We start from the raw sequence: 26,905 nt of genomic DNA, 5'->3' as shown, positions 1-26,905 counted from the left end.
TGTGGAGCAGTTGGTTAGCTCGCCACCCTGTCAAGGTGGAGGTCGCGGGTTCAAGTCCCGTCAGGATCGCTTTCCTCTGAAGCCCGTATCTCCGGATACGGGCTTCAGGCGTTTCCGGGTCCGGTCGGGCCCCGTCGGATCCGGGCGTTCCACGCCGGACGTTTGAGCGCCGCACAAAGCGGAATGATTAATTCCGACACGCCGCCCACCGGGCCGCCGGCCCTCACTCTCCGTCACCCGCGCGATTGACCGGTCTCTACCGACGAGTCCCCTTACGGGTGCAATGCCGGAACGACAAGGGTGAACCCGTGTGACAGGTGTCACCGAATGAGTTTTTGGAATGTTCTTGTTTACGGCACTCCTACATAGGATCGATTTTATATGTGCAATTGCACCCTGCTCGAGGGACACTCCAGGCGGAAGCATTGGCCAAGGCTCGGGGCATAAAAAGATCGCGCTGGACCCGGCGGAGTCCAGCGCGATCAGACGACTTCACACCTGCCGAGCAGGGGCTAGGACCTGTTGGGGCAGGTCCCGTCGCATGGAGCTGTGTGGGGTTCATCGGATTGGGGGACCCGACGAAGACCCGGTATTACGGGGTGCTGCGGTAACTCAGGCCTCGCTGCGCTGCTGCGGAATTCCCGCCAGCAGGGCGCGGACCTCAGCCTCGCGGTAACGGCGGTGTCCACCCAGGGTGCGGATGGACGTGAGCTTGCCAGCCTTGGCCCAGCGAGTGACCGTCTTCGGGTCCACGCGGAACATCGTGGCAACCTCAGCCGGGGTCAGCAGCGGCTCGGCATCAGGGGTGCGAGCGGTCATGAGCGGCCTCCTCGGGAGAACCGAACCATCTCGGTTCTTTCCTCTAAATTCTGCACCTTGGCCCGCGTTGCCCGAAATGGACATACGCGGGCCGAGTCGGTTATAGGACGAACGGCTTGTCCTCGGCACTACAACTACACCATCTGTCCAGCCACGTCGGCCAAACCGATGGAATTGCCCTCTGAGGTGTTCATCCGCGACGGAAGCCGATGGACCCACGCATAACGGACAGTCACCTCACAGTGACGATCAGTCACACAGCAATCGGGGGCCATCTCGCCCCCCATAGAGCGCATTACCGAGCATTCCGCCCTTAGTTGGGCGGAAGGAACCCTCCCCGGACTCCTTGTCCTATTTTGGCACGAGGGTAGGGGAACGGCGCAAGGGTGTAGATAGTGCGGTCCGTCACGCTTGAGTCATTAGCCGGGATCAGGACGTAGGTCCCGGCCGAACGGCCCGAGTCGCGCAGGTGACGCGCAGGTGACGGACCCGCCCGGACCGGCTCAGTTCGCGAACAGCCGCTCCCGCACCGCCCGCCAGCGCTCCGCCAGCCGCCCGAAGGCCTCGTCGGCCCCGGCCTCGTCGCCGTCCCGCAGCCCCGCCAGCGCGGCCGCCAGGTCCGCCGCCGAGTGGTCCGCCGCCAGCCGCTCCGCGGCGAGCGCGTGCACCAGGCCGCCGTAGTCCAGCTCGACCATGGACCGCGGATGGAACTCCTCGAGCCAGCTGCCGACGTCCACCAGCCCCTCGGCCAGCGGAGCGTACCCCTCCGCCCGACGGAGCACCCGGAGCGCCCGGGCCACCCGGCGCCGCCCCTGCACCATCGGCGTGCGGTAGCGCAGCCGCTCCCCGGGAAGGTACTCCCGCTCCTCGTCCGTGAACAGTACGAACCAGCGCAGCGGGACCTGCCACACCGCGCTGCGGATCCACGGCCGGGCGTCCGGGTTCCGCTCCCGCCACCGCTCGTAGTCCGCGACCGCCTGCATCCGCACCACCGGCGGCAGCGCGGCGTCCAGGACCGCGGCCGGCAGCCGGCCGGCGTCCCCGGCCGGCCGGGCCGCGCTCCCGATCAGCTCCTCCAGCGCCAGCCAGCCGCGCAGCCGGGTCCGCCAGGGACAGACCAGCAGCGTCGCGCCGTCCTGCGCCAGGAAGGCGTCCCCGCTCTCGTGCACCGGCACGCCGACCGCGGGCACCGGCACCAAGTCCGCCAGGGCCCCGCGCAGTTCGTCCTGGTACGTCGGGACCCGGCCGCGCCGGGCGTAGTCGGACCAGTGCGTCCGCTCCGGCTCCGGGAACGCGCCCAGCGGTTCGTACACGCGCAGGTAGGAGGCGTACGGCACGGTCGGTGCCGACCGCTCGGAGGGGGCCCTGGGCTCGGGGGATTCGGTCACCCCCACCTCCTCCCCGCCGGCCGGCCCGGGTACTCCCCGGTACTCCGCCGGGGCTCCGGTACTCCGGGAGAGCGTGATCTGGGGCACGGGGGCCTTGCGGGCGTCCCTTTGGATTTACGCTGCTCCTACCAGCCCTCCCCACCCGCAGGAGGGCACCCGCCGCATCTCTTCCATGGGAGTCACCACCGTGACCGAAATGACCGACGGCGTCCTGCACACCCTGTTCCGCACGGAGCAGGGCGGCCACGAGCAAGTCGTGCTGTGCCAGGACCGCGCCACCGGCCTGAAGGCCGTCATCGCCATCCACTCCACCGCGCTGGGCCCGGCCCTCGGCGGCACGCGCTTCCACGCGTACGCCTCCGACGAGGAGGCCGTCACCGACGCGCTGAACCTCTCGCGCGGCATGTCGTACAAGAACGCCCTGGCCGGCCTCGACCACGGTGGCGGCAAGGCCGTCATCATCGGCGACCCGGACGTCCTCAAGAGCGAGGAACTGCTGCTGGCCTACGGCCGCTTCGTGGAGTCCCTGGGCGGCCGCTACGTGACCGCGTGCGACGTCGGCACCTACGTCGCCGACATGGACGTGGTGGCCCGCGAGACCCGCTGGGCGACCGGCCGCTCCCCCGAGAACGGCGGCGCGGGCGACTCGTCCGTGCTGACCGCCTACGGCGTCTTCCAGGGCATGCGCGCCAGCGCCCAGCACGTCTGGGGCGACCCGACCCTGCGCGGCCGCAAGGTCGGCGTCGTGGGCGTCGGCAAGGTCGGCCACTACCTGGTCGAGCACCTGCTCGCGGACGGCGCCGAGGTCGTGATCACCGACGTCCGCCAGGAGTCGGTGCAGCGCATCCTCGACAAGCACCCGCAGGTCACCGCCGTCGCCGACACCGAGACCCTGATCCGCACCGAGGGCCTGGACATCTACGCCCCGTGCGCCCTGGGCGGCGCGCTCAACGACGACTCGGTCCCGGTGCTCACCGCCAAGATCGTCTGCGGCGCGGCCAACAACCAGCTGGCCCACCCGGGCATCGAGAAGGACCTCGCGGACCGCGGGATCCTCTACGCGCCCGACTACGTGGTCAACGCCGGCGGCGTGATCCAGGTCGCCGACGAGCTGCACGGCTTTGACTTCGACCGCTGCAAGGTCAAGGCCACCAAGATCTTCGACACCACCCTCGAGATCTTTGCCCGTGCGAAGTCCGACGGCATTCCGCCGGCCGCCGCGGCCGACCGGATCGCCGAGCAGCGGATGGCGGAGGCGCGCGCCGCGCGCACCGCGTAACCGCCGCCGGACGGTGTGCGCACGGCCCGTCGGGGTGCAGCGAGACAAGACTCACTGCACTTCGGCGGGTCGGCCGCCGATTAGGGGCTAAAATCGCAGCTGACCAGCGAGTACGGGGCGCCTCGCAGGCACTGCTCCACGGCACGTCATGCGGGCGACGTACCGTATGGCCGCGGAAGCAGGTACCGTTGAAGCCCTACGGACCGGTCTCTCTGCGGAGAGCCCGTTCCGAATCATGAACGCGTGTCAAGACTCTGGGGCCGTCGAGCCCCGTCACCGAGGGGGTCGAGCCATGGGGCGCGGCCGGGCAAAGGCCAAGCAGACGAAGGTCGCCCGCCAGCTGAAGTACAGCAGCGGCGGGACTGACCTGTCGCGTCTGGCCAACGAGCTGGGCGCATCGACTTCGGAGCCGGTCTCGAACCAGCCGCCTAACGGCGAGCCGTTCGAGGACGACGACGAGGACGACGACCCGTACGCCCGCTACGCGGATCTGTACGACGACGACGAGGACGACGACGAGGAGTCCGGTCCGTCGTCCCAGCGTCGCGGCGCTTGACGCAACAGGCCGACCTAGCAGCAGGCTTCATAGCCACAAACACGAAACCCGGTCCGGGATCACCCGGACCGGGTTCTGTGCTGCCTTGGGGCAGCACAGTGTGCACGGTCTGCCGCCTCAGCCGGCGTAGCTCCCGGTCAGGGTCGCACCCTCGGTGTGCTCCCCGCGCTCGGTGATCTCACCGGCGACCCAGGCGTCGACACCCCGGTCGGCGAGCGTGGTCAGGGCCACCTCGACCGACTCGGCCGGCACCACGGCCATCATGCCGACGCCCATGTTCAGCGTCTTCTCCAGCTCGAGCTGCTGCACCTGACCGGCCGTGCCGACCAGGTCGAAGATCGCGCCCGGGGTCCAGGTCGACCGGTCGACCGTGGCGTGCAGGTGGTCGGGGATCACCCGGGCCAGGTTGGCCGCCAGGCCGCCGCCGGTGATGTGCGAGTACGCGTGCACCTCGGCGGTCCGGGTGAGCGCCAGGCAGTCCAGCGAGTAGATCTTGGTGGGCTCCAGCAGCTCCTCGCCGAGGGTGCGGCCGAGCTCCGGGACCTCCTGCTCCAGGCGCAGTCCGGCCCGGTCGAAGAGGACGTGCCGGACCAGCGAGTACCCGTTGGAGTGAAGACCGGAGGACGCCATGGCGATGACCGCGTCACCCGTACGGATGCGATCCGCGCCGAGCAGCCGGTCGTACTCGACCACGCCGGTGCCGGCGCCGGCCACGTCGAAGTCGTCCGGGCCCAGCAGGCCCGGGTGTTCGGCGGTCTCGCCGCCGACCAGGGCGCAGCCGGCCAGCACGCAGCCCTCGGCGATGCCCTTGACGATCGAGGCGACCCGCTCCGGGTGGACCTTGCCCACGCAGATGTAGTCGGTCATGAACAGCGGCTCGGCGCCGCAGACGACGATGTCGTCCATGACCATCGCGACCAGGTCGTGGCCGATGGTGTCGTACACGCCCAGCTGGCGGGCGATGTCGACCTTCGTGCCGACGCCGTCGGTGGCCGAGGCGAGCAGCGGGCGCTCGTAGCGCTTGAGGGCGGAGGCGTCGAAGAGGCCGGCGAAACCGCCGAGGCCGCCGAGGACCTCGGGGCGCTGCGTCTTCTTCACCCACTCCTTCATCAGCTCGACGGCGCGGTCGCCCGCCTCGATGTCGACGCCCGCGGACGCGTAGCTGGCACCGGTGGTCTCTGACATGGGAGAGAACTTTCGTGTCGTTCGTGTCGTACTGCGGGTCGGCCCCGGGAAGGGGCGCCGCTCTTACGGGCGGCTCTTACGGGCGACGGAGCGCGTCGGCGGCGTCCGTGCCGCCCGCCAGCTCGGTCTCCAGCAGCTGCTTGCCCAGCAGCTCCGGGTCCGGGAGCTCCATGGGGTACTCGCCGTCGAAGCAGGCCCGGCAGAGGTTCGGCTTCTGGATGGTGGTCGCCTCGACCATCGCGTCGAGCGAGATGTAGGAGAGCGAGTCCGCGCCCAGGGAGGTGGCGATCTCGTCGACCGTCATGCCGTTGGCGATCAGCTCCGCGCGGGTGGCGAAGTCGATGCCGAAGAAGCAGGGCCACTTCACCGGCGGGGAGGAGATCCGGATGTGGACCTCGGCCGCACCGGCCTCGCGGAGCATCTTCACCAGCGCGCGCTGGGTGTTGCCGCGGACGATCGAGTCGTCGACGACCACCAGCCGCTTGCCGCGGATGACTTCCTTGAGCGGGTTGAGCTTCAGACGGATGCCGAGCTGGCGGATCGTCTGCGAGGGCTGGATGAAGGTCCGGCCGACGTAGGCGTTCTTGACCAGGCCGGAGCCGTACGGGATGCCGCTCGCCTCGGCGTAGCCGACGGCGGCGGGGGTGCCCGACTCCGGGGTCGCTATCACGAGATCGGCGTCGACCGGCGCTTCCTTGGCCAGCCGGCGGCCCATCTCGACGCGCGAGAGGTAGACGTTGCGGCCGGCGATGTCGGTGTCCGGACGGGCCAGGTACACGTACTCGAAGACGCAGCCCTTGGGCTTCGCTTCCGCGAATCGCGAGGTGCGCAGACCGTTCTCGTCGATGGCGACGATCTCACCCGGCTCGACCTCGCGGACGAAGCTGGCGCCGCAGATGTCGAGCGCGGCGGTCTCGGAGGCGACGACCCAGCCGCGCTCCAGGCGGCCCAGCACCAGCGGGCGGATGCCCTGCGGGTCACGGGCGCAGTAGAGGGTCCCCTCGTCCATGAAGACCAGGGAGAAGGCACCGCGGACCTTCGGGAGGACCACCGCGGCGGACTCCTCGATGGTCAGCGGCTTGCCGTCGGCATCCACCTGGCCGGCCAGCAGGGCCGTCACCAGGTCGGTGTCGTTGGTGGCCGCCACCTGGGTGGCACGGCCGTCCTGCCGGGGCAGGTCGGCGACCATCTCGGCGAGTTCGGCGGTGTTCACCAGGTTGCCGTTGTGTCCCAGGGCGATCGAGCCGTGGGCGGTCGCGCGGAAGGTGGGCTGCGCGTTCTCCCACACCGAGGCACCGGTGGTGGAGTAACGGGCGTGACCGACCGCGATATGGCCCTGGAGGGAGCCGAGGGAGGTTTCGTCGAAGACCTGGGACACGAGGCCCATGTCCTTGAAGACGAGGATCTGGGAACCGTTGCTCACAGCAATGCCCGCGGACTCTTGTCCACGGTGCTGCAGCGCATACAGTCCGAAGTAGGTGAGCTTGGCGACCTCTTCACCCGGAGCCCAGACACCGAAGACGCCGCAAGCGTCCTGGGGGCCCTTCTCGCCGGGGAGCAGGTCGTGGTTGAGTCGTCCATCACCACGAGGCACGCTTTGAGTGTAGGCGAGATCGACCACTGGTCCGAATTCGGGAGCCCCGGGAAATCTCACAGCACAGAGGGTGACGGAACACCCCCGTCTCGGTATGCGGATCCTTTGTTGACACCTACAAGGGAATTCGTACAGGCTCTCGCCCATGCAGCCTCTCGGTGACCGGATCGTCACCCTCGTCGAGCGCCGGCACGTGGACCTGGTCCGTGTCGCGAGCGCCATCTGTCGCTGCTCCGCGTAGCCGCAACTCTTTTTCCTTTTCTGCTTTTTCTCCGCCCGGCCCCGCCCTGCCGACGGGTGCGCCCCCGCGCGCCCCGGCCCGGTCGCGGGCCCGGCGTGCTGCGCTTGGGAGCCCCTGTGTCTTCGTCCAACCACCCGCTGTCCCGACGTGCCTTCGCGGGAGCCGTCACAGCCGGCGCCGCGGCCGCCGCCGGCGTCGCCGCGAGCGCCCCGGAAGCCCTCGCGGACGCCTCCGGGACCCCCTCGGAACGCCCTTTCCGGGCCGCCCGGGAACGCCGCGCGAAGCGGCCGAACATCCTCTTCATCCTGGGCGACGACCTCGGCTGGGCCGACCTCTCGTCCTACGGCTCACCGCACATCCGCACCCCGAACCTGGACCGGCTGGCGCGCCGGGGGGTCCGCTTCACCGACGCCTACGCCGGCTCCGCCACCTGCTCCCCGACCCGCTTCAGCCTGTACACCGGCCGCTTCCCCGGCCGTACGAAGGGCGGGCTCGCCGAGCCCATCGCGGACCGCAGCGCCGGCCTCGAGCCCTCCCACCCCACCCTCGCCTCGCTGCTCCGGGAGGCCGGGTACGCCACCGCGCTGATCGGCAAGTGGCACTGCGGCTACCTGCCCGACTACAGCCCCACCCGGTCCGGCTGGGACGAGTTCTTCGGCAACTTCGGCGGGGCCCTGGAGTACTACTCCAAGCTGGGCCTGGCCGGCGAGTACGACCTCTACGAGGGCGACGCCGAGTACCGGGACCTGCGCTACTACACGCGGATCATCACCGAGCGGGCCGCCGAGTACGTCTCCCGGGAGCATGACCGGCCCTGGCTGCTGAACCTCAACTTCACCACCCCGCACTGGCCCTGGATCGCCGACGGCGACACCGAGCAGAGCGCGGAGATCGTCCGCCGGATCAAGGCGGGCGACCGGAACGCCCTGTGGCACCAGGACGGCGGGTCCGTCGACAAGTACCGGGAGATGGTCGAGGACCTGGACCGCTCGGTGGGGCGGGTGCTGGCCGCACTGCGGCGGGCCGGCCGGGAGCAGGACACCCTGGTCGTCTTCGCCAGCGACAACGGCGGCGAGCGGTTCTCCTACAACTGGCCGCTCTCCGGCAACAAGGCCTCCCTCCAGGAAGGCGGGATCCGGGTGCCCACCCTCCTGAGCTGGCCCGCCCGGATCGACGGCGGCCAGGTCAGCCACGAGCCGGTCTTCAGCCCCGACTGGACGGCCACCCTGCTGGAGCTGGCAGGCACCCGGCCGCACCCGGCCTACCCGCTGGACGGCGCCAGCCTGGCCGGGTACCTGCTCCGCGGGGAGGCCGCGCCGCGCCGGGACCTGTTCTGGCGGGTCCGCGGCGAGCGGGCGCTGCGCCGCGGCAACTGGAAGTACTACCGCGGCAAGACCGGCCGGGACCAGCTCTTCGACCTGGCCGGGGACGTCCGCGAACAGGCCGACAAGGCGGCCGTGGAGCCGGCCCGGCTGGCCGAGCTCAAGGCCGCCTGGGAGCGGACGGACGCGGGGCTGCTGCCGTACTGACCCCGGGCCGCGGGCCCCGGTGCCGTGCGACGGCACCGGGGCCCGCGGTGCCGGGCCGCCGTGGCGGGCGGCTCAGCCCGCGGTGGCGGTCAGGGTCTTGCCGCCGGGTCCCTCGAGGGTCAGGGCGGTGCCCTCGATGCGGGCCCGGGCCGTGCCGGTCAGGACGGCGGAGACGCTGCGCTCCACCTCGCCCGCCGGGCCGGTGCAGGCCATCTTGGTGGCGGCGACCGGACCGAAGGTGACGGCGGAGCCGGCCACCTTCGCCGTGGCGTGGAAGGAGTTGCAGCCGAGGTTCCCCTCGGCCCTGCCGTCCGTGCCGATCGTGAAGTACGCCGTGCCCTCGGTGCCGGCCGGCAGCGAGGCGGCGCTCTGGCCCGAGCCCAGACCGGTGACGGTCCACTTGGTGCCGGCCAGCGGGGCCGGCGGCGCCTCGGGCCGGGTGGTCAGGACGAGGGTGTCGCCGCTCTTGGCGGTCAGGGTCAGCCGGTCGCCGGAGACGGCCGTGGTCACCGGGCCTTCGATGACCTTCATGAAGGCGTCGGCGAAGGCGGTGCGCGGGGCGTCGCACCCGAGGTCGTTGACGGTGGGGTCGGTCAGGGTGAGGGTCTTGGCCCCGGTCTCGGCCCGGGCGCGGAACGGGCCGCAGCCGTTGTCGCCCTCGGCCGAGTCCTTCGTGATCTGGAGGTAGGCCTGGCCGCCGGCCGGGGCGGCCTGCCGCTTGCCGGCGCTGCTCAGGCTCTCCACGCTCCACCGCACACCGGTCAGTTGCACACCGCCGGCACCCGGATCCGCACCGGACTTCTCCGACCCGCAGGCCGTCAGGACGAGGGCGGCGGCGACGGCCGCCGTGAGGACGTATGGAGTACGCATGCCGGTGGGACGGGCCGGAGCCCGGACCGGTTCCACCGCCGGGGCGGATCCCGGGGGTTCAGCTCATGACCGGCAGGACCCCGCCCAGTCCGGCGCGTTCGCCGCTCGCCCGGACCGCCGCCGCGTCCAGCGCCGCGTCCCAGGCCAGGCGGCCGGTGGCCAGCCGGATCCAGGTCAGCGGATCGGTCTCGACCACGTTCGGCGGGGTGCCGCGGGTGTGCCGGGGGCCCTCCACGCACTGCACCACCGCGAACGGCGGGATCCGGACCTCCACCGAGCCGCCGGGGGCCTTCACCGCGAGGGCGTCGGCGAGGATGCGTACGCAGGCGGCCAGCGCCTGCCGGTCGAGGGGGATCTCCAGGCTCAGGGCGCGGTTCAGGTCGTCGGTGTGCACGACCAGTTCGACGGCCCGGGTGGTGACGAAGTCGGCGACGGTCATGCCGCCGATCCACAGGGTGAGCAGCCGGTCGTCCGGCAGCACCTCGAGCAGTTCGGACAGCCGCTCGCCGGTCCGGTCCCAGAGCGCGGACAGGTCCTCGGCGTCCTTGCCCCGGTGCGCGTCCGCGATCTGCTCGCGGATCGGAGCGGTGGCGAACGGCCAGGTCTGCACGGTGACTTCGGCCCGCTCCGCGGGCGGCCGGGCGGCCGCGGCGGCCAGCGAGCCCACCGCCCAGGCCAGGTGTGCGGCCAGGTCCCGGACGGTCCAGTCGCCCAGCCCGGCCGGCCGCGCCAGCTGCTCGGGGGCCAGCTTCCGGACGGCCTCGGCCGTCAGGGCGTACTGACTGCGCACCGCCGCCCGGGTCCGGGCGGGGTCGTAGCTGCGGGGCTTCGGCTTCCGGGAGGGCGGCATGCGCCCGAGGGTAGCCGTCGGGCCGGCCACCGCGCGCCTGCGCGGGGACCGGCCCGACGGGGTACGGCTGGTACCGGCGGCTACGCGAGCAGCCCCGGGATGGTGGCCTCGTGGGCCTCCTTGAGCTCGGCCAGCGGGATGCTGAACTCGCCCTGGACCTCGATCTCGTCGCCGTCCACCACGCCGATGCGGGTGACCGGGAGGCCCCGGGCACCGCACATGTCGGTGAAGCGGAGCTCCTCGCTGCGCGGGACGGACACGATCGCCCGGCCCGCGGACTCCGAGAAGAGGAAGACGAAGGCGTCCAGACCCTCCGGGACCACCACGCGCGCGCCGTTGCCGCCGCGCAGGCAGGACTCGGTGAGCGCCTGGATGACGCCGCCGTCGGAGAGGTCGTGCGCGGCGTCGATCATGCCGTCGCGGGAGGCCGAGATCAGGATCTCGGCCAGCAGCTTCTCGCGGCCCAGGTCCACCTGCGGCGGCAGGCCGCCGAGGTGGTCGTGGACGACCTGGGACCAGGCCGAGCCGCCCAGCTCCTCGCGGGTGTCGCCGAGCAGGTAGAGGAGCTGGCCCTCTTCCTTGAACGCCATCGGCGTACGGCGGTTGACGTCGTCGATGACACCGAGGACCGCCACGACCGGGGTCGGGTGGATCGCGGTCTCGCCGGTCTGGTTGTACAGGGAGACGTTGCCGCCGGTGACGGGCGTGCCCAGCTCCAGGCAGCCGTCCGCGAGACCGCGGGTGGCCTCGGCGAACTGCCACATGACGGCCGGGTCCTCGGGCGAGCCGAAGTTCAGGCAGTCGGAGATGGCCAGCGGCTTGGCGCCGGTCGCGGCGACGTTGCGGTACGCCTCGGCCAGGGCCAGCTGCGCGCCGGTGTACGGGTCGAGCTTGGCGTACCGGCCGTTGCCGTCGGTCGCCATGGCCACGCCGAGGTTGGTCTCCTCGTCGATGCGGACCATGCCGGCGTCCTCGGGCTGCGCCAGGACGGTGTTGCCCTGCACGAAGCGGTCGTACTGGTCGGTGACCCAGGACTTCGACGCCTGGTTGGGCGACGAGACCAGCGCCAGGACCTGCGCGCGCAGCTCCGCGGAGTCGGCCGGGCGGGGCAGCGCGTTGGCGTGGTCCGCCTGGAGCGCGTCCTGCCAGTCGGGGCGGGCGTACGGACGGTGGTAGACCGGGCCCTCGTGGGCGACGGTGCCCGGGGGCACGTCCACGATCTGCTCGCCGTGCCAGAAGATCTCCAGGCGCTCGCCCTCGGTCACCTCACCGATGACGGTGGCGATGACGTCCCACTTCTCGCAGATCTCCATGAAGCGCTCGACGTGCTGCGGCTCCACGATCGCGCACATGCGCTCCTGCGACTCGCTCATGAGGATTTCCTCGGGCGAGAGCGTGGCGTCGCGCAGCGGGACGGTGTCCAGCTCGACCCGCATGCCGCCGGAACCGGCCGAGGCCAGCTCGGAGGTGGCGCAGGACAGGCCGGCGCCGCCGAGGTCCTGGATGCCGGCGACCAGCTTCTCCTTGAAGATCTCCAGGGTGCACTCGATGAGGAGCTTCTCCTGGAAGGGGTCGCCGACCTGGACGGCGGGGCGCTTGGTGGGCTTGGTGTCGTCGAAGGTCTCGGACGCGAGGACCGAGACGCCGCCGATGCCGTCGCCGCCGGTGCGGGCGCCGTAGAGGATGACCTTGTTGCCGGGGCCGGAGGCCTGGGCGAGGTGGATGTCCTCGTGCTTCATGACGCCGATGCAGCCGGCGTTGACCAGCGGGTTGCCCTGGTAGCAGGCGTCGAAGACGACCTCGCCGCCGATGTTGGGCAGGCCCAGGCAGTTGCCGTAGCCGCCGATGCCCGCGACCACGCCCGGCAGCACGCGCTTGGTGTCGGGGTGGTCGGCCGCACCGAAGCGCAGCGGGTCCACGACGGCGACCGGGCGGGCGCCCATGGCGAGGATGTCGCGGACGATGCCGCCGATGCCGGTGGCCGCGCCCTGGTAGGGCTCGATGTACGACGGGTGGTTGTGCGACTCGACCTTGAAGGTGACCGCGTAGCCCTGGCCGACGTCGACGACGCCGGCGTTCTCGCCGATGCCGACGAGCATGGCGTCGTTCTCGGGGACCTTCTCGCCGAACTGCTTCAGGTGGACCTTGCTGCTCTTGTACGAGCAGTGCTCGGACCACATGACGGAGTACATGGCGAGCTCGGCGCCGGTGGGACGGCGGCCCAGGATCTCGCGGATCCGGGCGTACTCGTCCTCCTTGAGGCCGAGCTCCTGCCACGGCTGGGACGCGTCGGGGGTCTCGGTCGCGTTCTTGACGGTGTCGAGGCTCATGCGTTGACCAGCTTCTTCAGGACCGAGGTGAAGAACGGGAGGCCGTCGGTACGGCCCGTCCCGATCAGCGGCTCGACCGCGTGCTCGGGGTGCGGCATCAGGCCGACGACGTTGCCCGCGGCGTTGGTGATGCCCGCGATGTCGCGCAGCGAGCCGTTGGGGTTGACGTCCAGGTACCGGAAGGCCACTCGGCCTTCGGCCTCCAGTTCGTCCAGCACCCGCTCGTCGGCCACGTAGCGGCCGTCCATGTTCTTGAGCGGGACGGAGATCTCCTGGCCCTGCTCGTAGTCGCCGGTCCAGGCGGTGCCGGCGTTCTCCACCCGCAGCTTCTGGTCGCGGCAGATGAAGTGCAGGTGGTTGTTGCGCAGCATCGCGCCGGGCAGCAGGTGGGCCTCGGTGAGGACCTGGAAGCCGTTGCAGATGCCGAGGACGGGCATGCCCGCCTTCGCCTGCTCGATGATCGTCTCCATGACCGGCGAGAAGCGCGAGATGGCGCCGGCGCGCAGGTAGTCGCCGTAGGAGAAGCCGCCCGCGAGGACGACCGCGTCGACCTGGTGGAGGTCCTTGTCGCGGTGCCACAGCGAGACCGGCTCGGCGCCCGCGAGGCGGACGGCGCGGAGCGAGTCGCGGTCGTCGAGCGTTCCGGGGAACGTGACGACTCCGATGCGAGTGGTCACCGTCAGGCCTCGACCTTCACGGTGAAGTCTTCGATGACGGTGTTGGCGAGGAACGTTTCGGCCATCTCGTGGATGCGGTCGAGGGCGGCCTGGTCGACCGGTCCCTCCACCTCGAGTTCGAAGCGCTTCCCCTGGCGGACGTCCGCGATCCCCTCGAAGCCCAGGCGCGGCAGTGCACGCTGCACCGCCTGGCCCTGGGGGTCGAGGATCTCCGGCTTGAGCATGACGTCGACTACGACGCGTGCCACTGGCACTCCCGTTGGGTGGTTGGTGCAAGGCGGTTCCCTCAGCGTACCCGCCCGAAATTTCTACGCGGGTAGATATCCCGGGGGGCGGGCGGCCGCCCCGTTTCGTCCGCACCAACACTTCACAAAATCATCGGGAAAACCACGCCCACGGGATTGCGGCGGGACACGCCCGCGGAATTAACTGGGCTTCACAATGCATTGGGAATCGCGGTACAAAGGAATCCCCCGGGATTACGCGGCTAACCCGCATTGTTCCGAAACATCCATACTGTCGACATCACCGCACGTCAGGGCGGTGGCGTCGCGCGAAGGGACCCGATATCCGTGGCGCAGCGCGTAGTAGTCACGATCTCCGATGACATCGATGGCGGAGAAGCGGCGGAAACGGTCGTCTTCGGGCTCGACGGGAAGTCGTACGAGATCGACCTCAATCTTGCCAACGCAAAGGAACTTCGCAAGAGCCTGGCCCCTTACGTGGCGGCCGGCCGGCGCCAGGCCCGCTCCGGCAAGACCTTCCGCCACACCTCCCTGGCGCCCGACCCGGCGGTGGTCCGCGCCTGGGCCCGCTCCAACCAGCTCGACGTGCCCCCGCGGGGGCGGATCCCGAAGAAGGTCTACGAGGCCTACAACGAGGCCCACTGACCCGGCCCCGGGGCCGATTTGCCAACCACCCCGTCAGATCCGCTAGTGTGTGGATCACGCCGAGGGGCCAAGACCGCAGGTCAAAGCCTCCCGAGTCGTGCGGGTGTAGTTCAGTAGCAGAACATCCCCCTTCCAGGGGGAAGGCGCAGTGTGCGATTCCTGTCACCCGCTCTGTACCGCTTGACCGACCACTCCGGTGGATCGGGTAGAGTGGTGCTCGCACCGCCCGGCGGCTTCGATTTTTCAAGCCGATGGTCGGAGGCATGCGGACGTGGCTCAGTTGGTAGAGCATCACCTTGCCAAGGTGAGGGTCGCGAGTTCGAATCTCGTCGTCCGCTCAGAGAGAAGGCCCGGTCATCGACCGGGCCTTCTGCGTTTCCCGGATCCGGAACCCCGCCGCCACCGGCCCCGCGCCCCCCGCCACTGACAAATGTCAGCAAGGCCGATGACATCGCGCACTGACCGGCGCACCAGGACGGCGGAAACCTGGAGGCATGACCTCCGCCAGCTCCTTCCCGCCCGCCGCCGCCGAACGTCCCGGCGCCGGCCCCGTGATCTGTGCCGACGCGCTGCGCCGCACCTACGCCGGCGGTTTCGACGCCGTCCGCGGGGTCTCCTTCACCGTCGACCGGGGCGAGGTCTTCGCCCTGCTCGGCACCAACGGCGCCGGCAAGACCTCCACGGTCGAACTCCTCGAAGGCCTGGCCCGGCCCAGCGGCGGCACCGTCCGCGTCCTGGGCCTCGACCCCTACGCCCACCGCGCCGAGGTCCGGCCCCGGACCGGGGTCATGCTCCAGGAGGGCGGCTTCCCCGCCGACCTCACCGTCGCCGAGACCGTCCGCATGTGGGCCGGCTGCACCACCGGAGCCCGCGGCCCCACCGGCGCCGCGCGCCGCACCGAGGTCGTCGAGCGGGTCGGGCTCGCCGCCCGCGCCGACGTCCGGGTCAAACAGCTCTCCGGCGGCGAACGCCGCCGGCTCGACCTCGGACTCGCCCTCCTGGGCCGCCCCGACGTGCTCTTCCTCGACGAACCGACCGCCGGCATGGACCCCGAGGGCCGCCGCGACACCTGGGACCTCGTCCGGGCCCTGCGCGCGGAGGGCACCACCGTGCTCCTCACCACTCACTACCTGGAGGAGGCCGAGCTGCTGGCCGACCGACTCGGCATCCTGCACGCGGGCGAACTGGTCCTCACCGGCAGCCCGGACGAGGTCACCGCCTCCCGGCCGGCCCGGATCCGCTTCCGGCTGCCCCCGGACGTGCCCGCGGCCCGGCTGCCGCTCGCACTGCGGGCCGCCGCCGACGGCCCCCGGGTGGAGATCCGGACCACCGCGCTCCAGCAGACCCTCGGCGAACTCCTGCGCTGGGCCGCCGACTCGGGCGTGGCGCTGGACCGGCTCGACGCCCGCTCCGCGTCCCTGGAAGAGGCCTTCCTGGAGATCGCCGACCGCACTACGGAAGGTGTCCGATGAGCCTGCAGAAGACCGCCGTACGCCCCCGGACCGGGCTGCCGCGCCCGAGCCGGGCCCGGCTGGCAGCCCTGGGCCGCGCCGAGCTGACCCTGCTCGGCCGCAACCGCAACAGCCTCGCCCTGGCCCTGCTGATGCCGGCCGCGATGCTGTTCATGCTGCGCTCCACGGTCACCGGCATGTCCGAGGCCGACCGCCCGATGGGAGTCGGGGCCGCCACGGTCGTCGGCGGCACCGGTCTGATCCTGGTCCTGGTCCTCTACATGGGGCTGACCGCCACCTACACGGCACGCCGGGAGGAGCGGGTCCTCAAGAGGCTGCGCACCGGCGAGCCCACCGACCTGGAGATCCTGGCCGGCACCGCCCTGCCCTCGGCCCTCATCGGCCTCGCCCAGTGCGCGGTGCTCACCGCCGGCGCCGCGGCACTGCTCGGCGTACCGGCGCCCCGGCGGCCGGACCTGCTGGTCCTCGGGATCCTGGCCGTCGCCCTGCTCTCGGCCGGGCTGGCCGCGCTGACCTCGGCCTTCACCCGGACCGTCGAGACCGCGGGGCTGACCGTCCTGCCGCTGTTCCTGGCCGCCGCCATGGGATCCGGGATGCTGGTGCCCCGGGAGGCGCTGTCGGGCACGCTGGCGGACGTCTGCGCACTGCTGCCGTTCAGCGGGGCCATGGATTTCGTCCGCGCGGGCTGGCTCGGCACCGCCGGGACCGGGAACCTGGTGCGGGCCGCGGTCCTCACCCTGCTCTGGGTGATGATCACGGGGGACGCGGTACGGCGCCGGTTCCGCTGGGAGCCGCGGCGCTGAGGGATCCGGGGAGGGTGCGGGGATGTCCGGGCTGACGCAGTGGTGGCAGCGGCGCGGCAGCGCGTCGAAGGTGGAGCTCTACACCCGGGGGTCGTACGCCGTCTTCGCCCTGACCGAGGTGCTGTCCGTCGCGGGCTCGGCGCTCGGGGTCCGCACCGGCTTCAGCGGGGTCGGGCTCGCGCTGGACCTGCTGGTCTGCGGGCACGCGGTGCTGGTGTACCTGCTCTCCAGCCGCGCGATCGGCTGGGTCGGCGGCCGCCGCGGGCGGCCGGTGCGCACGGCGGCGGCGCTCCTCGCGCTGACCGCGCTGATCGCGCTCGGCGCCCTCGGGCTGGCGGCCGGCGGGCTGCTCGGGGACGAACGCACGCTGCCGATGCTGGTGCTCGGCACGGTGGGCTTCGGGCTGCTCGCGCTGGTGCTGTGCCTGCGCCGGGTCCGCGAGACGATGTACGCCGTCCTCGGGGCCACGGCCGCCACGGCCCTCGCGGTGGTGGTGTTCGGGCGGGGCTGGGAGGCCGTCGGGTACGGCATCGGCACCTTCCTCGCCTGCACGCTCTTCGCCGTCACCTCCGGCTTCTCGGCCTGGCTGATCCGGGTCGTGTGGGAGCTGGACCGCTCGCGGGAGCTGCGGGCCCGGCTGGCGGTCGCCGAGGAGCGGCTGCGCTTCGGCCGCGACCTGCACGACGTACTGGGCCGCAACCTGGCGGTGATCGCGCTCAAGAGCGAGCTCGCCGTCCAGCTGGCGATGCGCGAACGCCCGGAGGCGGTGGACCAGATGGTCGAGGTGCAGCGGATCGCGCGGGAGTCGCAGCGGGAGGTGCGGGAGGTGGTCCGGGGCTACCGGGAGGCCGACCTGGCGGTGGAACTGGAGGGCGCGCGCGGGGTGCTGGCGGCCGCCGGGATCGACTGCCGGGTGGAGGCCGCGGCCGGCGGCGGGCTGCCGCCCGCGGTGCAGTCCGCGCTGGGCTGGGTGGTGCGGGAGGCGACGACCAACGTGCTGCGGCACGGGGACGCGCGCACCGCCCGGATCCGGCTCAGCGGCGGATCGGGGGCGGCGCCCGCGGTGCTGGAGATCGAGAACGACGGCGCGCCGGGGGCGCCTTCGGGCCCGCCGGGCTCGGGGCTCGCCGGGCTGCGGGAGCGGCTGGCGGTGCTGGACGGCACGCTGGCGGCCGGGCCGGTGGCGGGCGGGCGGTTCCGGCTGACCGCGACGGTGCCGGTGCCGGGCGGGGCGACGGCTCCCGGCCCGGGCCCGGCTTCGGCTTCGGCCTGGGCTTCGGCGGAGGAAGGGAGCGGGGCATGAGCGGGGCGTCCGTACGGATCCTGCTGGCCGACGACGAACACCTGATCCGGGGAGCGCTGGCGGCGCTGCTGGGCCTGGAGGACGACCTCCTGGTGGTCGCCCAGGCCGCGTCGGGTCCGGAGGCACTGGCGATGGCGCGGGCGCACCGGCCGGACGTGGCCGTGCTCGACCTCCAGATGCCGGGGGCGGACGGTGTGAGCGTCGCCACATCCCTGCGGTCCGAACTCCCGGACTGCCGCACCATGATCGTGACCAGTCACGGGCGGCCGGGGTACCTGAAGCGGGCCCTGGCGGCCGGGGTCCGGGGCTTCGTCCCCAAGACCGTCTCGGCCCAGCGGCTGGCCGAGATCATCAGGACGGTGCACGCCGGAGGGCGGTACGTGGACCCGGAGTTGGCGGCCGACGCGATCAGCGCGGGGGACTCCCCGCTGACCGCCCGCGAGGCAGAACTCCTCGAACTCGCGGCGGACGGCGCCCCGGTCGCGGAGATCGCCGAGCGGGCCGCGCTGTCGCCCGGCACGGTGCGCAACTACCTGTCCTCGGCGGCCGCGAAACTGGGGGCGGAGAACCGGCATGCGGCGGTGCGGCTCGCCCGCCTGAAAGGTTGGGTATAGTTGGTCTCGCGCTACGGCGCATGCGGACGTGGCTCAGTTGGTAGAGCATCACCTTGCCAAGGTGAGGGTCGCGAGTTCGAATCTCGTCGTCCGCTCGGTAGGAAAGGCCCCAGTCGAGAGACTGGGGCCTTTCTCGTATGCCCGGAGCACCGGCGCCCGGCCCACGGGTCACAGGGACCCCCGGGCCGGGCGCCGGGCGGGGTCAGAGCTGCCAGGCCTGGCCGGTCAGCAGCTCGTACGCCTCGATGTACTTGGCGCGGGTGGCCGCGACCACGTGCTCGGGCAGGGCCGGCGGGGGCGTCTCGGACCTGCGGTCCCAGCCCGACTCCCCGGTCAGCCAGTCGCGCACGAACTGCTTGTCGTACGAGGGCTGTGCGCGGCCCGGCTGCCACTGGTCCGCCGGCCAGAAGCGCGAGGAGTCCGGGGTCAGGACCTCGTCCGCCGCGATCAGGGTCGTCCCGTCGAAGCCGAACTCGAACTTCGTGTCGGCGAGGATGATCCCGCGCTCCCGGGCGATGTCCCGGGCCCGGGAGTAGACGGCGAGGGTGGTCTGGCGCAGCAGCGCGGCGGTCTCGGAGCCGACCTGGCGGGCCACCTCCTCGTAGGAGACGTTCTCGTCGTGCTCGCCGACCGCGGCCTTGGTCGCGGGGGTGAAGATCGGGGCGGGCAGCTCGGAGCCGTCCTCCAGCCCCTCCGGGAGGGCCAGCCCGCAGACCGTCCGGCTCTCCTGGTACTCGGCCAGGCCCGAGCCGGTGAGGTAGCCGCGGGCCACGCACTCGACCGGGACCATCTCGAGCTGCTTGCAGATCAGGGTGCGGCCGGCCCAGTCGGCCGGGGCGCCCTCGGGCAGCTCGGTGCTGATGACGTGGTTCGGGACCAGGTCGGCGAGCTGGTCGAACCACCACAGGGAGAGCTGGGTGAGGACCTTGCCCTTGTCCGGGATCTCGGTGGGGAGCACCCAGTCGTAGGCCGACATGCGGTCGCTGGCCACCATCACCAGGTCGCCGTCCGCGTTGCGGTACAGCTCGCGGACCTTGCCGGTGTGGAGGTGGACCAGGCCCGGAACCTGAACCGGCTCGGGCTTTTCGACGAATCCGGACACGGTGTCTCCCTGTGGTTCTGTATGAAGAGCACCTCGATTCTCCCGCACGGAGCGCGCCCGCCCCACAGGGGGTGGCGGCGGCCGCCCCGCGCCGGCCCGGGAACGGGCCGGTCAGTCGCGCTTGCAGATCCGGTCGAGGAGGTTGGCGGTGGCCCGCTGCACCCGCTCGTCGACATGGCCCGGCCGGTCCAGGGCCGGGGACCAGGCGAAGGTGCCGGAGGCGAAGACCAGGGCGCCGCTGGGCGAGCGGTACAGGGAGGTCTCCTGGTGCCGCAGGGCGCCCTCGCCGTCCCGGTAGGGGGAGTGGGCGAGCAGGATGCGGCCCTCGTGCTCGGGGAGCTGGGTGCGGGGGAAGTAACGGTCCGCCTCCCCCGCGACCAGCCCGGCCAGCTCGTCGCCCTCGCCCGCGCCGGTGGAGTCCCACAGCCAGTGGGAGGCGTTTCGGACGACCAGGGGGGCCGGCTCGGGGACCCGGCCGGCGTACTGGATGCCGAGCAGCTGCTGCTCGGGCCGGTCCACCTCGCGCCAGAGGGCGGAGCGGCCCGGACCTCTGCGTTTTCGGCAGGTGAGCAGCCGGTCCGGCACGCCCGAGGGCGAGGGGGCCAGCTCGACCTGCCAGTACATGGTGTTGGCCGAGAGGAAGACGAGGGAGGTGCCGTGGTCCCGGGCGGACTCGACGGTCCGGCGCATCGGGACGGACCAGTACTCGTCGTGGCCGGGGAAGACCAGGCCCCGGTAGCGGCTCGGGTCGACCCGGCCGGCGTGCAGGTCGCGGGTGTCGGCGTAGGCCAGGTCGTAGCCGTACCGCTCGGCCCAGCGGATGAAGTCGTAGGCGTGGCCGACGTGCAGCGGCAGGCCCGCGCCCGCGTAGGGGCGGTCGAAGGAGACGGTGGTGGCGGCGTCCCGCTCGCCGAGCAGCCGGCCCTGTTCGTCCCAGGCGTGGTAGAGGCTGGCGCCGGTCACGCCGTCCTCCGGGTAGAGGTTGTACGCCTGCCAGGTGATGTCCGGCAGCAGCAGGAGCAGGTCGGCGGGGTGGGAGTCGCGGACCGTGAAGGGGATGTGGGAGCGGTAGCCGTCGGCGGTGGTCAGCACCGCGACGTACGCGCCCAGGTTCCAGTACGAGGGGACCTGGAGCCGCCAGGAGAGCCACCAGTGGTGGCAGGAGACGGTGCGGTCGGCGGTGAGCGGGGCCGGCTGCACGATGCCGGAGAGCCGGGGGCTGGTGGTGATCTTCGAGGCGCCGTCGCCGCCGTAGTGGCCGATCCGGTAGACGTCCACGGAGAACTGCTGGGGCGGGTCGACGGTGATGTGGAAGTCGATGGCCTCGCCGGGGGCGACCGCTCCGGTGGAGGTGAAGCCCTTGATCTGGCGGTGCACGTCGTCGGCGGTGCGGGGGCCGCCGCCGGGGCGGGTGCGGGCGGCCGCGATCTGGTCGGGGGCCGCGGCGGCGTCGACGTACCAGGGGACCACCTGGCCGGTGTCGTCGAAGTAGAGCTCGCTGCCGCGGAACCAGGGGAGCGGGCCCTGACCGAACGGATCGGTGACCGCGTGCGCCAGGGCGCCCGACTCCCAGCGCCGGATCTGCTCCGCACCCATACCGCTGCTCCCCTCCCTCGCTTCCCCCGAACGCGCGCGGGCCCGCTCGGGAGCGCCGCGATGTCCACGACCGACCCCAGCACATCACATAACGCACGCGCTCCGTCACCCTTTGTCGCGGATTGACGTGAGCGGAACAGAATGATCCGGTTGGGTGGGGGGATTTCAGACCAGTCGCACCGGTTTGTCGGCCCGGATACCGAGCTCCGACAGCCAGGAGCGCAGCGGCTCCGGGTCGCCGTCCTCGACCAGCGAGAGGACCCGCGGGGAGAGGTCGGTGCGGCGGGCGCCGTCGACCAGCAGCGCGGGGCCGTCCAGCCAGTCCAGGCCGGGGGCGGCGCCGGCGGTGTCCACGGCCGCGCAGCAGACCATGGCGGTGACGTGGTCGGCGAGCAGGTCCCGGGCGGCCCGGGGCGGCTGGAGCGGGAAGAGCGGCAGGGCGTCGCAGCCGGACCGGCCCGGGTCCGGGGCGGTCCGCTCGTCGCGGGCCGTGTCGGCCGCGATCCGGCCGGCCAGCGCCTCGCCCTCGCCGCCGGCGAAGTAGGCGAGCACCCGCTCCAGGGTGGGGCCGTGCGGCTCGGGGGCGGCCGGCGGGGGGCCGGGGTCCTCGGGCGCGGGCTCCGCGGCCCGGGGCCGGTCCGCGGGGACGGCCGGGGGCGGCGGGCCGTAGGGGTCGGTCAGGGCGTCGAGGGCGCGGTGCAGCCGGGCGGCCTCGGTGCGCCACTTGCGGTCCACCACCTCCTCCGGATACGCGGCCCAGTCCACCGGCGCCCAGTCGGGGCCGGGCTCCGCCGGGCCGCCGTGGAAGAGCCGCGCGGCCAGCAGCGAGGCGGCCTCGTCCACCGCACCCGGCTGCTCCAGGAGGTCACAGGCCGGCCGCTCGCCCAGCCGGGAGGTGAACCCCTCGGCCAGCCGGTCGCGCCGGGAGAGCTCGGTGAGGGCGGAGACCACCCCGGCGTCCAGCCGGGCGGGCCAGCGGCCCAGCCGCCAGGCGGGCAGCGCGACCCGGGTCAGCAGCCGGTCCCAGCCCGCGTAGGCGAGGCCGACCTGCTCCTGGGCGACGATCCGCACGCCGTAGTCGACCGTCTGGGCGCGCTCGGAGGCCGCCGCGGCCACCCCGCGCTCCATCTCGGCCGCATGGGTCCGGCCGAGCCGCAGCAGCAGCCGGGCCAGCCGGCCCACCCAGCGCAGGCCACGGCGCTCGCCCACGGCCGCGGCCGCGTCGAGCCCCCGGACGAAACGGCGGGCGGCGGCTATGTCCGGGTCCGCGGCGGAGCCGGTGCCGGCCACCACGGGGGCGAGCACGGCACGCAGCTCGGCCACCCGCATCCACCACAGGAAAGGGGAGCCGATCACCAGGACGGGCGCGGCGCCGGCCTCCGCGGCCGCACCGGATATGCGGCGCCGGTGCGCGGCGTGCGTGCGGTCCTCCAGCCAGCTGTCGCAGTCCGGGGTCAGGGCTATCGCCGACGGGGCCGGCACCTCCAGCCGCTCGGCAAGGTCCTCGACCAGGCGGTAGAGGTCGGGGGCGGCCGCCTCGGAGAGCGGGACGGTCGGGGTGAGCGCCGGCCGGGCGCGCAGCACCACGGCCCCGAAGACCCCGGCGAGCAGCAGCACCAGCGCCGCCACCGCGCACACGACGGGCGTCACCACCGCCCAGGTCTCACCGGCCAGCCGGCCGGTCGCCCGGGCGGCCACCATGACCACCGCGACGGCGGCCGGCAGCAGCGCGACGGCCAGCGCGCGGCCGCGCAGGCGCAGCACTGCGGCGGCCCGGGAGCGCGCGGCCTGCGCGCCCACTTCCATACCCACGCTGCTTCCGGACACGGCCGGACGTCACCCCCTCTGCCCTGCGACGGCTTTGCTCACTCCCCCACTGTGGCACCCGCCACCGACATCGCAATGCCGGTGGGCCAAGTGCCGGAATGCTTGCGCCGCACCATAGTTGGGGCTCGGTTGCGCGTCAGCCGGATAGGGGATCGCTCACCCGATGGAATGGCTTTGGGCAAAGCTGGGTGCGTTCGAGGGCGGCCGGATGCAGTCGTACGGGACGGGGCCCGGGCGCAGTAGTTGCGCACCGGGCCCCGTCACCGTGCGCAGCGCCGCTCGGCGGTGCGTACGGGGTTTCGGCGGTCTTCCGCGGCGGATCGGCGGGGATCCGCGGCCGGGGTCAGCTGCCCTCGGCCGCCTTGCGCGCGATGTCCGTGCGGTGCTGGGAGCCCTCGAGCCGGATCCGGCCGACGGCCTTATACGCCCGGTCCCGGGCCTGCGCCAGATCGGATCCGGTCGCCGTCACGGACAGCACCCGGCCGCCCGCGCTGACCACCGCGTCCCCGCGCAGCGCGGTCCCGGCGTGCAGCACGTACGCCTGCGGGGCGTCCTCGGCTGCCACCTCGGCCAGCCCCTCGATGGGGTCACCCGTGCGGGGCGTGCCGGGGTAGTTGTGCGAGGCGACGACGACCGTGACGGCCGCGTCGGAGCGCCAGGCCAGCGACGGCTGCTGGTCGAGGGTGCCGTTGGCCGCGTGCAGCAGGACGCCCGCCAGGGGGGTCTTCAGACGGGCCAGCACCACCTGGGTCTCGGGGTCGCCGAAACGGGCGTTGAACTCGATCACCCGGGTGCCCCGGCCGGTCAGCGCCAGCCCGGCGTACAGCAGGCCGGAGAAGGGCGTGCCGCGGCGGCGCAGCTCGTCGACGGTCGGCTGCAGGACGCTCTCCATGACCTCGTCGACCAGCTTCGGGTCGGCCCAGGGCAGCGGCGAGTAGGCGCCCATGCCGCCGGTGTTGGGGCCTTCGTCGCCGTCGAGGGCGCGCTTGAAGTCCTGGGCGGGCTGGAGCGGCAGCACGGTGGTGCCGTCCGTGATGGCGAAGAGCGAGACCTCCGGGCCGTCGAGGTACTCCTCGATGACCACCCGGTCGCACGCGAGGGCGTGCTCGCGGGCGGTGGCCAGGTCGTCGGTGACGACCACGCCCTTGCCGGCCGCCAGGCCGTCGTCCTTGACCACGTACGGGGCGCCGAAGGCGTCCAGCGCCTCGTCGATCTCCGCGGCGGTGGTGCAGACGTAGCTGCGGGCCGTGGGGACGCCTGCGCCGGCCATCACGTCCTTGGCGAAGGCCTTGGAGCCCTCCAGCTGCGCCGCCTCGCCGGAGGGGCCGAAGACGGGGATGCCGGCCGCGCGCACGGCGTCGGCGACCCCGGCGACCAGCGGCGCCTCGGGGCCGACCACGACCAGGTCGGCGGCCAGCTCCGTGGCCAGCCGCACCACGTCCGCCCCGTCGAGGGCGTCGACGGGGTGGAGCTCGGCCACCTCCGCGATGCCGGCGTTGCCGGGGGCGCAGTGCAGCGCGGTGACGTCGGGATCGAGGGACAGAGAGCGGCACAGGGCGTGTTCGCGGGCGCCGCCGCCGATGACGAGGACCTTCACGGGGTGCAGCCTAGCCCGCCCGACCTGGTGATCTTTGTGCGGGCACCCAACCCCGGCCGGCTACTCGTTCGTATATTCCTCCACGACCGTGGCGCCCAGCTCGCGGACGATGAGGTCGTGGCCGGTGAGCGCGCTCTCCACCAGATCCGGGTCGTCCTCCTCGGGGACGTCGTCCTCGGGGGCGACCGGGGCCGGGGCGGGCGGCTGGTACGGGGCCGGCGCCTGGGCCCGCGGCGGCTCCGGGGCGGCGGGCGCCGCCGGGCCGGGGGCCGCGGGGGCGGCCGGCGGGGCGTACGACTGCTGCGGGGCGGGCGGCTGGGGGGCGGAGTACCCGCCGCCGAAACCACCCGCGGCAGGGGCCGGGGCGGCGCCGCCGAGCACGGCCTCGATCTTCCAGTTGACCTGGAACTGCTCCGCCAGGACCTGCTTGAGGACGTCCTCGCTGCCGCTGCTGGAGAAGTTGTCGCGGGCACCCGGATTGGGGAAGCCCAGCTGGAGGGTGGTCCCGTCGAAGCCGGTGACCTGGGCGTTCTGGCTCAGCAGGATCCAGGTGAAGCGGCGGCGGTTCTTGACGGCCTCGAGGATGCCGGGCCACATCGCCTGCACCTGGCCGGCGCCCTGGGCCATGCCCGCCCCGCCGGGGGCGGGGGCGGCGGGCGCCTGGGCGGCCGGGGCGGGGGCCGGCGCCGGGGCGGGAGCCTCGGGGACGGGCCCGCCCGAGCCGGGCTGGGCCGCGCTGGGCCAGGCACCGCGCTGCGGCGCCGCGGCCGCCGGGGCCGCGCCGGAACCGGGCTGGGCGGCACCGGGCCAGGCGCCGGGCGCGGGGGCGGCGGGGGCCGGAGCGGGGGCCTGGGCGGGCGCGGCGGCGGGCAGGCCGGAGCCGGGCTGCGCGGCGCCGGGCCACGCGCCGGGCTGGGCGGCGGCCGGGACCGCTTCGGGGGCGGCCGGCGCCTGCGGGGCGGGCGCCTGCGGGGCGGGCGCCTGGACGGGCGGTGCCTGGACGGGCGGCGCCTGCGGGGCCGGGGCCTGGACCGCGGGGGCCGGCGGCTGGGCGGGGGCCGCACCGGGGCCGCGTACCGCCGCGCGGGCCGCGGCGGCGCCACCACCGGGGGCCACCGGGGCCATGCCGTGGGCCTCCGGACCCGGGACGTACCCCATGGCGGGGGCCCCCGGAGCGGGCTGGGCCATGGCGAAGGCGGCGCCGCCGCGCTCCAGCCGGTCCAGCCGGGCCTGGAGCGAACGCTCGTCGTCGAAGGCGGCCGGCAGCAGCACCCGGGCGCAGATCAGCTCCAGCTGGAGCCGGGGGGAGGTGGCCCCGCGCATCTCGGTGAGGCCGGTGTTGACCAGGTCGGCGGCGCGGCTGAGCTCCGCGGCGCCGAAGACGGAGGCCTGCGCCTGCATCCGCTCGACCACGTCGGCCGGGGCGTCGATCAGGCCCTTCTCTCCCGCGTCCGGCACGGCGGCCAGGATCACCAGGTCACGCAGCCGCTCCAGCAGGTCCGCGACGAAGCGGCGGGGGTCGTTGCCGCCCTCGATGACCCGGTCGACCACCTCGAAGGCGGCCGCGCCGTCGCCCGCGGCGAAGGCGTCCACCACGGCGTCGAGCAGCGAGCCGTCGGTGTACCCGAGGAGGGAGGTGGCCATGGCGTAGGTGACGCCCTCGGCGGCCGCGCCGGCCAGCAGCTGGTCCATCACGGACATCGAGTCGCGGACCGAACCGGCGCCCGCGCGCACCACCAGCGGCAGCACGCCGTCCTCGACCGGGATCTGCTCGCGTCCGCAGACCTCCGCCAGGTACTCGCGCAGGGTGCCGGGCGGGACCAGCCGGAAGGGGTAGTGGTGGGTGCGGGACCGGATCGTCCCGATGACCTTCTCGGGCTCGGTGGTCGCGAAGATGAACTTCAGGTGCTCCGGCGGCTCCTCGACCACCTTGAGCAGGGCGTTGAAGCCCGCCGAGGTCACCATGTGGGCCTCGTCGATGATGTAGATCTTGTAGCGGCTGGAGGCGGGCCCGAAGAAGGCCTTCTCCCGCAGGTCGCGGGCGTCGTCCACGCCGCCGTGGGAGGCCGCGTCGATCTCGATCACGTCGATCGAGCCGGGGCCGTTGCGCGCCAGGTCGCGACAGGACTGGCACTCACCGCAGGGGGTGGGGGTGGGACCTTGCTCACAGTTCAGGCAGCGGGCCAGGATGCGCGCGCTGGTGGTCTTGCCGCAGCCGCGCGGACCGCTGAAGAGGTACGCGTGGTTGACCCGGTTGTTCCGCAGGGCCTGCTGCAAGGGTGCAGTGACATGCTCCTGCCCGATGACCTCGGCGAACGACTCGGGGCGATAGCGGCGGTACAGCGCAAGGGACGACACGAGTACGAGGTTATCCGGGCCCGCC

23 protein-coding genes and 3 tRNA genes are annotated in these 26,905 nt (G+C 72.9%); 12 read left to right on the top strand and 14 right to left on the bottom strand.

The window, feature by feature from the left end:
• Nucleotides 1–612: 612 nt before the first annotated feature.
• Nucleotides 613–819 carry a developmental transcriptional regulator BldC gene (bldC, locus tag AB0O40_RS26595; protein WP_003949541.1) on the bottom strand — a complete coding sequence of 69 codons (207 nt, stop codon included), beginning with the start codon at nt 817–819 and terminating at the stop codon, nt 613–615.
• 503 nt (nt 820–1,322) lie between these two features.
• A complete protein-coding gene (locus tag AB0O40_RS26590) occupies nt 1,323–2,207 on the bottom strand; it encodes a hypothetical protein (protein ID WP_365046674.1) in 885 nt (294 codons plus the stop codon).
• A gap of 172 nt (nt 2,208–2,379) precedes the next feature.
• Here AB0O40_RS26590 and AB0O40_RS26585 point away from each other — a divergent pair, with 172 nt between their 5' ends.
• Nucleotides 2,380–3,486 (top strand): Glu/Leu/Phe/Val dehydrogenase dimerization domain-containing protein, encoded by a 1,107-nt coding sequence (locus tag AB0O40_RS26585; RefSeq protein WP_365046671.1) that lies wholly within the window; start codon nt 2,380–2,382, stop codon nt 3,484–3,486.
• A 292-nt stretch (nt 3,487–3,778) separates the two neighbouring features.
• Nucleotides 3,779–4,042: a DUF3073 domain-containing protein gene (locus tag AB0O40_RS26580; RefSeq protein WP_365046668.1), complete on the top strand. Its 264-nt coding sequence runs from the start codon at nt 3,779–3,781 to the stop codon at nt 4,040–4,042.
• A 117-nt stretch (nt 4,043–4,159) separates the two neighbouring features.
• Here AB0O40_RS26580 and purM read toward each other — a convergent pair whose 3' ends face one another.
• Nucleotides 4,160–5,227: a phosphoribosylformylglycinamidine cyclo-ligase gene (gene purM, locus AB0O40_RS26575; RefSeq protein ID WP_365046665.1), complete on the bottom strand. Its 1,068-nt coding sequence runs from the start codon at nt 5,225–5,227 to the stop codon at nt 4,160–4,162.
• A 76-nt stretch (nt 5,228–5,303) separates the two neighbouring features.
• Nucleotides 5,304–6,821 (bottom strand): amidophosphoribosyltransferase, encoded by a 1,518-nt coding sequence (gene purF / locus AB0O40_RS26570; protein WP_365046662.1) that lies wholly within the window; start codon nt 6,819–6,821, stop codon nt 5,304–5,306.
• A gap of 145 nt (nt 6,822–6,966) precedes the next feature.
• On the opposite strand from purF, the gene AB0O40_RS26565 reads away from it, so the two are divergent.
• Complete coding sequence (locus AB0O40_RS26565; protein WP_365046659.1) at nt 6,967–7,062, top strand: putative leader peptide; 96 nt, start codon at nt 6,967–6,969, stop codon at nt 7,060–7,062.
• A gap of 116 nt (nt 7,063–7,178) precedes the next feature.
• Nucleotides 7,179–8,591: a sulfatase-like hydrolase/transferase gene (locus tag AB0O40_RS26560; RefSeq protein WP_365046656.1), complete on the top strand. Its 1,413-nt coding sequence runs from the start codon at nt 7,179–7,181 to the stop codon at nt 8,589–8,591.
• A 72-nt stretch (nt 8,592–8,663) separates the two neighbouring features.
• Here the strand turns inward: AB0O40_RS26560 and AB0O40_RS26555 are convergent, their stop codons facing one another.
• From AB0O40_RS26555 to purS, 5 genes are all read right to left on the bottom strand, one after another.
• Entirely contained in the window at nt 8,664–9,461 is a 798-nt protein-coding gene (locus AB0O40_RS26555; protein ID WP_365046653.1) for an META domain-containing protein, read from the bottom strand.
• 58 nt (nt 9,462–9,519) lie between these two features.
• Nucleotides 9,520–10,311 carry a sterol carrier family protein gene (locus AB0O40_RS26550; RefSeq protein WP_365046650.1) on the bottom strand — a complete coding sequence of 264 codons (792 nt, stop codon included), beginning with the start codon at nt 10,309–10,311 and terminating at the stop codon, nt 9,520–9,522.
• 80 nt (nt 10,312–10,391) lie between these two features.
• On the bottom strand, nt 10,392–12,641 hold the full coding sequence (purL, locus tag AB0O40_RS26545; RefSeq protein WP_365046647.1) for a phosphoribosylformylglycinamidine synthase subunit PurL: 2,250 nt from the start codon (nt 12,639–12,641) through the stop codon (nt 10,392–10,394).
• Entirely contained in the window at nt 12,638–13,318 is a 681-nt protein-coding gene (gene purQ, locus AB0O40_RS26540; RefSeq protein WP_365046644.1) for a phosphoribosylformylglycinamidine synthase subunit PurQ, read from the bottom strand. Before purQ ends, purL begins: the two co-directional genes overlap by 4 nt.
• Before the next feature lie 2 nt (nt 13,319–13,320).
• Nucleotides 13,321–13,566: a phosphoribosylformylglycinamidine synthase subunit PurS gene (purS, locus tag AB0O40_RS26535; protein ID WP_352197884.1), complete on the bottom strand. Its 246-nt coding sequence runs from the start codon at nt 13,564–13,566 to the stop codon at nt 13,321–13,323.
• 324 nt (nt 13,567–13,890) lie between these two features.
• Here purS and AB0O40_RS26530 point away from each other — a divergent pair, with 324 nt between their 5' ends.
• From AB0O40_RS26530 to AB0O40_RS26495, 8 genes are all read left to right on the top strand, one after another.
• Complete coding sequence (locus tag AB0O40_RS26530; protein WP_365046641.1) at nt 13,891–14,208, top strand: Lsr2 family protein; 318 nt, start codon at nt 13,891–13,893, stop codon at nt 14,206–14,208.
• A 99-nt stretch (nt 14,209–14,307) separates the two neighbouring features.
• A tRNA-Gly gene (locus AB0O40_RS26525) sits at nt 14,308–14,379 on the top strand.
• A gap of 94 nt (nt 14,380–14,473) precedes the next feature.
• Nucleotides 14,474–14,546, top strand: a tRNA-Gly gene (locus AB0O40_RS26520).
• Nucleotides 14,547–14,702: 156 nt separating this feature from the next.
• Nucleotides 14,703–15,680: an ABC transporter ATP-binding protein gene (locus tag AB0O40_RS26515; RefSeq protein ID WP_365046638.1), complete on the top strand. Its 978-nt coding sequence runs from the start codon at nt 14,703–14,705 to the stop codon at nt 15,678–15,680.
• The gene (locus AB0O40_RS26510) at nt 15,677–16,483 is read left to right on the top strand and encodes an ABC transporter permease (RefSeq protein ID WP_365046635.1); all 807 of its coding nucleotides are present in this window, start codon (nt 15,677–15,679) and stop codon (nt 16,481–16,483) included. Before AB0O40_RS26515 ends, AB0O40_RS26510 begins: the two co-directional genes overlap by 4 nt.
• Nucleotides 16,484–16,505: 22 nt before the next feature.
• On the top strand, nt 16,506–17,786 hold the full coding sequence (locus tag AB0O40_RS26505) for a histidine kinase (RefSeq protein WP_365046632.1): 1,281 nt from the start codon (nt 16,506–16,508) through the stop codon (nt 17,784–17,786).
• Nucleotides 17,783–18,400, top strand: a complete 618-nt coding sequence (locus AB0O40_RS26500) for a response regulator transcription factor (RefSeq protein WP_365046629.1) — start codon at nt 17,783–17,785, stop codon at nt 18,398–18,400. Before AB0O40_RS26505 ends, AB0O40_RS26500 begins: the two co-directional genes overlap by 4 nt.
• Nucleotides 18,401–18,422: 22 nt before the next feature.
• A tRNA-Gly gene (locus tag AB0O40_RS26495) sits at nt 18,423–18,495 on the top strand.
• A 107-nt stretch (nt 18,496–18,602) separates the two neighbouring features.
• On the opposite strand, the gene AB0O40_RS26490 is transcribed toward AB0O40_RS26495, so the two are convergent.
• From AB0O40_RS26490 to AB0O40_RS26470, 5 genes are all read right to left on the bottom strand, one after another.
• Entirely contained in the window at nt 18,603–19,502 is a 900-nt protein-coding gene (locus tag AB0O40_RS26490; RefSeq protein WP_365046626.1) for a phosphoribosylaminoimidazolesuccinocarboxamide synthase, read from the bottom strand.
• A 111-nt stretch (nt 19,503–19,613) separates the two neighbouring features.
• Nucleotides 19,614–21,098, bottom strand: coding sequence for a N,N-dimethylformamidase beta subunit family domain-containing protein (locus AB0O40_RS26485; RefSeq protein ID WP_365046623.1), 1,485 nt, complete (start codon nt 21,096–21,098; stop codon nt 19,614–19,616).
• Between the two features lie 165 nt (nt 21,099–21,263).
• Nucleotides 21,264–22,904, bottom strand: coding sequence for a hypothetical protein (locus AB0O40_RS26480; protein WP_365046677.1), 1,641 nt, complete (start codon nt 22,902–22,904; stop codon nt 21,264–21,266).
• A 364-nt stretch (nt 22,905–23,268) separates the two neighbouring features.
• Nucleotides 23,269–24,522, bottom strand: a complete 1,254-nt coding sequence (gene purD / locus AB0O40_RS26475; RefSeq protein ID WP_365046620.1) for a phosphoribosylamine--glycine ligase — start codon at nt 24,520–24,522, stop codon at nt 23,269–23,271.
• A 60-nt stretch (nt 24,523–24,582) separates the two neighbouring features.
• The gene (locus tag AB0O40_RS26470; RefSeq protein WP_365046617.1) at nt 24,583–26,880 is read right to left on the bottom strand and encodes a DNA polymerase III subunit gamma and tau; all 2,298 of its coding nucleotides are present in this window, start codon (nt 26,878–26,880) and stop codon (nt 24,583–24,585) included.
• Between the last annotated feature and the right edge of the window lie 25 nt (nt 26,881–26,905).

The organism is Streptomyces sp. NPDC089919 (genome assembly GCF_040684615.1).
Classification (GTDB): Bacteria; Actinomycetota; Actinomycetes; order Streptomycetales; family Streptomycetaceae; genus Streptomyces.
The sequence above is the reverse complement of the archived record's forward strand: the minus strand, read 5'-3'. Positions and strand labels throughout refer to the sequence as shown.

Excerpts from the sequence above, each read along its gene's own strand:
- bldC (WP_003949541.1), bottom strand. The coding sequence starts at position 819 with ATGACCGCTCGCACCCCTGATGCCGAGCCGCTGCTGACCCCGGCTGAG.
- AB0O40_RS26585 (WP_365046671.1), top strand. The coding sequence starts at position 2,380 with ATGGGAGTCACCACCGTGACCGAAATGACCGACGGCGTCCTGCACACC.
- AB0O40_RS26580 (WP_365046668.1), top strand. The coding sequence starts at position 3,779 with ATGGGGCGCGGCCGGGCAAAGGCCAAGCAGACGAAGGTCGCCCGCCAG.
- purM (WP_365046665.1), bottom strand. The coding sequence starts at position 5,227 with ATGTCAGAGACCACCGGTGCCAGCTACGCGTCCGCGGGCGTCGACATC.
- AB0O40_RS26565 (WP_365046659.1), top strand. The coding sequence starts at position 6,967 with ATGCAGCCTCTCGGTGACCGGATCGTCACCCTCGTCGAGCGCCGGCAC.
- AB0O40_RS26555 (WP_365046653.1), bottom strand. The coding sequence starts at position 9,461 with ATGCGTACTCCATACGTCCTCACGGCGGCCGTCGCCGCCGCCCTCGTC.
- AB0O40_RS26550 (WP_365046650.1), bottom strand. The coding sequence starts at position 10,311 with ATGCCGCCCTCCCGGAAGCCGAAGCCCCGCAGCTACGACCCCGCCCGG.
- purL (WP_365046647.1), bottom strand. The coding sequence starts at position 12,641 with ATGAGCCTCGACACCGTCAAGAACGCGACCGAGACCCCCGACGCGTCC.
- AB0O40_RS26515 (WP_365046638.1), top strand. The coding sequence starts at position 14,703 with ATGACCTCCGCCAGCTCCTTCCCGCCCGCCGCCGCCGAACGTCCCGGC.
- AB0O40_RS26510 (WP_365046635.1), top strand. The coding sequence starts at position 15,677 with ATGAGCCTGCAGAAGACCGCCGTACGCCCCCGGACCGGGCTGCCGCGC.
- AB0O40_RS26505 (WP_365046632.1), top strand. The coding sequence starts at position 16,506 with ATGTCCGGGCTGACGCAGTGGTGGCAGCGGCGCGGCAGCGCGTCGAAG.
- AB0O40_RS26500 (WP_365046629.1), top strand. The coding sequence starts at position 17,783 with ATGAGCGGGGCGTCCGTACGGATCCTGCTGGCCGACGACGAACACCTG.
- AB0O40_RS26485 (WP_365046623.1), bottom strand. The coding sequence starts at position 21,098 with ATGGGTGCGGAGCAGATCCGGCGCTGGGAGTCGGGCGCCCTGGCGCAC.
- AB0O40_RS26480 (WP_365046677.1), bottom strand. The coding sequence starts at position 22,904 with ATGGAAGTGGGCGCGCAGGCCGCGCGCTCCCGGGCCGCCGCAGTGCTG.